6 protein-coding genes are annotated in these 3,878 nt (G+C 44.5%); all 6 read left to right on the forward strand.

Annotated elements, in window-relative coordinates:
• Positions 1–110: 110 nt before the first annotated feature.
• The 6 genes from QEH52_RS19075 to QEH52_RS19100 all read left to right on the forward strand — a co-directional run bounded on the left by QEH52_RS19075 (position 111) and on the right by QEH52_RS19100 (position 3,769).
• Positions 111–443, forward strand: a complete 333-nt coding sequence (locus QEH52_RS19075) for a hypothetical protein (RefSeq protein ID WP_308952549.1) — start codon at positions 111–113, stop codon at positions 441–443.
• A 67-nt stretch (positions 444–510) separates the two neighbouring features.
• Complete coding sequence (locus tag QEH52_RS19080; RefSeq protein ID WP_308952550.1) at positions 511–1,092, forward strand: hypothetical protein; 582 nt, start codon at positions 511–513, stop codon at positions 1,090–1,092.
• 85 nt (positions 1,093–1,177) lie between these two features.
• On the forward strand, positions 1,178–1,435 hold the full coding sequence (locus QEH52_RS19085; RefSeq protein ID WP_308952551.1) for a hypothetical protein: 258 nt from the start codon (positions 1,178–1,180) through the stop codon (positions 1,433–1,435).
• A gap of 136 nt (positions 1,436–1,571) precedes the next feature.
• Positions 1,572–1,877, forward strand: a complete 306-nt coding sequence (locus QEH52_RS19090; protein WP_308952552.1) for a hypothetical protein — start codon at positions 1,572–1,574, stop codon at positions 1,875–1,877.
• Between the two features lie 67 nt (positions 1,878–1,944).
• A complete protein-coding gene (locus QEH52_RS19095; RefSeq protein ID WP_308952553.1) occupies positions 1,945–2,487 on the forward strand; it encodes a PDDEXK family nuclease in 543 nt (180 codons plus the stop codon).
• 787 nt (positions 2,488–3,274) lie between these two features.
• Positions 3,275–3,769 carry a hypothetical protein gene (locus QEH52_RS19100; RefSeq protein WP_308952554.1) on the forward strand — a complete coding sequence of 165 codons (495 nt, stop codon included), beginning with the start codon at positions 3,275–3,277 and terminating at the stop codon, positions 3,767–3,769.
• Positions 3,770–3,878: the final 109 nt, after the last annotated feature.

Raw genomic sequence — 3,878 nt, forward strand, 5'->3', positions numbered from 1 at the left:
ATCCAGACGGAGCTGGTCAACCCATTTTACGCGCCAGATATTCGACAACCCTCACTAATCCAAAACCCTAGGGCTGGGTGCCAGTCCTCACCGTTAGTCGAAAAAAATTTATGAGCATAATTGATGACATACTCAAAGGGCTTCCTGATAATGCTCGGCTTCGTGCGTTTATAGAAGAACAGAACTCGAAGATAGAAATTCTCAAATCTGAGAATAACCACCTTAAGAATAAGCTTAAGCGCCTTGAGCCAGTCGGGTTCGTTGAATCGGAGGGACTTCTTTGGAAAAAGAAATCGGATGGGACTTTTGAGAAGCGCCCCTATTGTCCACATTGCACAAACAATCCTATCATGTCTCAATTTCCACCGGGAATGACTATGGAATGGATGTGCTCGAAGTGTGACTTTGGGGCTGATGGTAAAATCGAACCACCAAAAGTCTAACCAGTCGAGTGAGGCAACTGCGTTCGCTGCGCTCACTTGCGCCTCCTCTCTACGTTAGCTAAGAAAAATGAACCCGAAGCTGTATGAAATAAGAGCAGGTGATACCTACGGGAGTTCTTATGCCTACGCAACTGGTTACGCTCCTCTAGCAGATCGCAAGAGCTTCGTGCATCCAAAGATGAAAGAAAGAAATGACGAGTTCATCAAACTCTGCGGTTCTAGGCCTGGGATTGAAATCGACTCAAGCAAAAGGCTTTGGCCCGATATATTATTCTGCGGTGGCGGTCATGTAAGGTTTTTCGTAAGTCAAAAGGTTGTGGATGACTTGAAAACCGAAGGCATTGAACTTCTGGACGTTACGGAGTTCCCAATTGACAGCATCGAGAACAACAAAAAGAGCCGCTTAAAGCTAGAAGAGGCACCTCGGTATTTTGTAGTCGAAGCGGCATCTCAGCTCAAACTTTACATCGATAAAGAACCCTCGAATGCCTACAAATTTACATACGAGCTTAGAAATTATACGGGGAAAGATTTAATCTCCAACGAGGGATATTATAATCATTGGCTCTTCTGCACCCAACGCATCGTCGATCTTGCAGAGGATAAGAAATGGACAAATATTGAATTTAAGCCTGTTGAACCCAAATAAACGAATTGAGATAACCAGTCGCTAGACTCAATGTCGCTAACGCGCCATCGAGTCAGCTCTGCGTTCGACGAAAATAATTTAAAAAATGATGGACCCTTACATAGCATCCCTAATCGCCGTAGCTGGAACCATACTCGGAGGAGTAGTCGGAGCGTTTCTCGGCCACCAATTTCGTAAAGAAGAATTAAATAGAATAGAAGCCTTCCAAACCAAGCTATCAGACCAGAACGAGAAGCTATTGACGCACCTAAGCGAAAACGAAATTGCGAAAACGCACCAGTTTGGGTCTGCTGTTTTTGACGGTCTAACCAAAATATCAGGGGCGATTGAGAAAAAGAATTAACTAAAGCAACCGAGATGGGAACTAGAAGGATTCCAACCCCAATTCCACACACACCAACCAACAGGTCGAACCAGACGGACATATCAACTGCATTCGCTGCGCTCATTTGCGATATTCCTCTACGATCTCAGAAAAAATGGAAGGAATATTGAGAGCGCTAGCAGGTCTGATCGGGATCGCAGCAATACCGATTTTGGCTTATGGGCTCTTTATGACCAAAGCATTTGGCGGATTTAACTCTGGAAGTAATTCTATCCCGATTTTTGAGACTACAGCGTGGATCCTCATAATCGTGATGCTTTTGGCATTTTCGATATTCGGGATTCCAAAAGAGAAAAAGAAGAAGCAATCTAATCCAGATGACCCCGACTACGTATTCACCCCAGAGAAGACCAGAGGTGAGATCCAGTCGGAGCAGGACAACCCGATAACCCGCCCGTAAAACTCTAAAAAACAACAGGACTTCGAACTCGTCAGGCGGGTTGCCTGTCCTCATCGTTGGACAAAAAATGAAAGCAATCGAAACAGCATATCGAGGATACAGATTTCGTTCCCGTCTAGAAGCTAGATGGGCGATATATTTCGACGAGATCGGAATCGAATGGGAATATGAACCCGAAGGATTTGAATTTGATAATGGAATTAGATACCTACCTGACTTCTTCTTCCCTCAAGTTAAATTGTGGGGAGAAGTTAAAGCAGGAAGATTTAGCCAAAAAGAATTAGAGAAAGTAAAAATGCTAGTTAAGGGCACCGAGCAATCATGCATCTTACTCGAGGGAACACCCGATGAGCGGAGCTATGCATTAGTAGGTAAGGCAACGGACTCTGATGAAATAATAGTTGGGGAGGAGTCTGGTTATGATTGTGTAATATCCATGTATCATAACTACCCGCGAGACGAAGGTAGGTTCTATACTCACACTGGTGGTCTAACCGAAGCGGATTTTGAATGGAACGGGCTTTTTGATGATGTTAGAGAGGCTGTTCATAGTGCTCGTTCAGCTAGATTTGAGTTTGGCGAAAATGGAAAGAGTCCAACCAGTCGATAGTGGACAACTCCGTTCGCTGCGCTCACTTCGTGCCACATCTCGACGATCTACAGAAAGAAACATGGCTACGACGATCGACATTCCTTGTCCTAAATGCGGTGAAATAGTTATGGGTGACTACAAAAAAGGAATCCTGCACGACGTCATGTATTTTCGATTCATGCGAACTAGCTTCCGAATTGAATGTGAATGCGGGTTCAGAAAGAACTACTATTTCGTTTCAGCAAACAAACTGGAGCAAATGTATTTAAGCAACAGATTCAAAGAAAGCTGACTCCGACGGAAAGAATACCAGGCCCAGACCAACCACAACCAACACTCCAATGGAGCGTAGATCCAGTCGCACCTATCAACTCCTTTCGCGCTCCGCGCTTCAGTCGCGATAGTGCTCCACGATCTACAGAAGTAAAATAAAATGAAGCATCCACGAGCAAGAAGACTGAACTGGAATCCCTTGATCGTTTCCCTGCCGCTTGGAGCTATGTGCTTTTTTCTGTATTCGGATCCGAAAGACACATTTGCACTCCTTGGTCTCATCTTCATTGGCATCTGGTTCCTTCTATCACTCTACGATTTTTTCTCATCGCATAAACTGCTCGATTGGATTTACAAAAAAGAAGAGAATCCAAAAGGATGAAAAACACCCGACCAACCACAATCAACCGACCAAATGAAGCGTAGATCCAGACGCGGTGATCAACCCATTTTACGCGCTCGGTTTGCTGACAAGTTTTCAGAAAGTCTAGTCTCGCAGACTGGGTGATCACGCTCCACGTTCGCTAGAAAAATGAAACTAGTCATCTCCATATTTCTTATCCTATCGACGCTTCAATGTTTTGGTGAATGGGCTATAGTTGAGACGAAAATGGAATCTTACCACCGAGAGAATTATGCGGGAGAGCCTGAGCTTCAATTAGTCCAAAAAATACAGAACATATCCCAAAACAGAATGTATATCCTCGGGCAGAATTTTGGGAACGGCCGCTATTACTACCACATTGAGTCATACATAAAAGAGAAAGAAAGCCAGACGTGGGAAAAGCTGAACTCATCGATGTGTGGTAGCATCGGAAAAATCGCTTGGATTGAAGTAAAACCGAATGAATCGATAGAATTCACATCTATCCTATCAGCAAAGCACCTTGGTTCTGAGAGACTACTCACCCTCAAGGAGTCGTCATCAGGAATAGAAGATATAAGTTCAGGCCAGACCATCCTAATCGGACCACACACTATTACGAAAACCCAAGGAGCGAACCAGCCAGAGGTGGCAACGCCATAGGCGCGCCACTCTTCGTTATCGTCCGAACATTGACCCGCTATACGAGAGCCTAATTTTAGGTTAATCTCTAGGGCATGGAAAACCAAGTAAGCCCAATCACAGCTCAGAG

Source organism: Thalassobacterium maritimum, assembly GCF_031127805.1.
Taxonomy (GTDB): Bacteria; Verrucomicrobiota; Verrucomicrobiia; order Opitutales; family Coraliomargaritaceae; genus Thalassobacterium; species Thalassobacterium maritimum.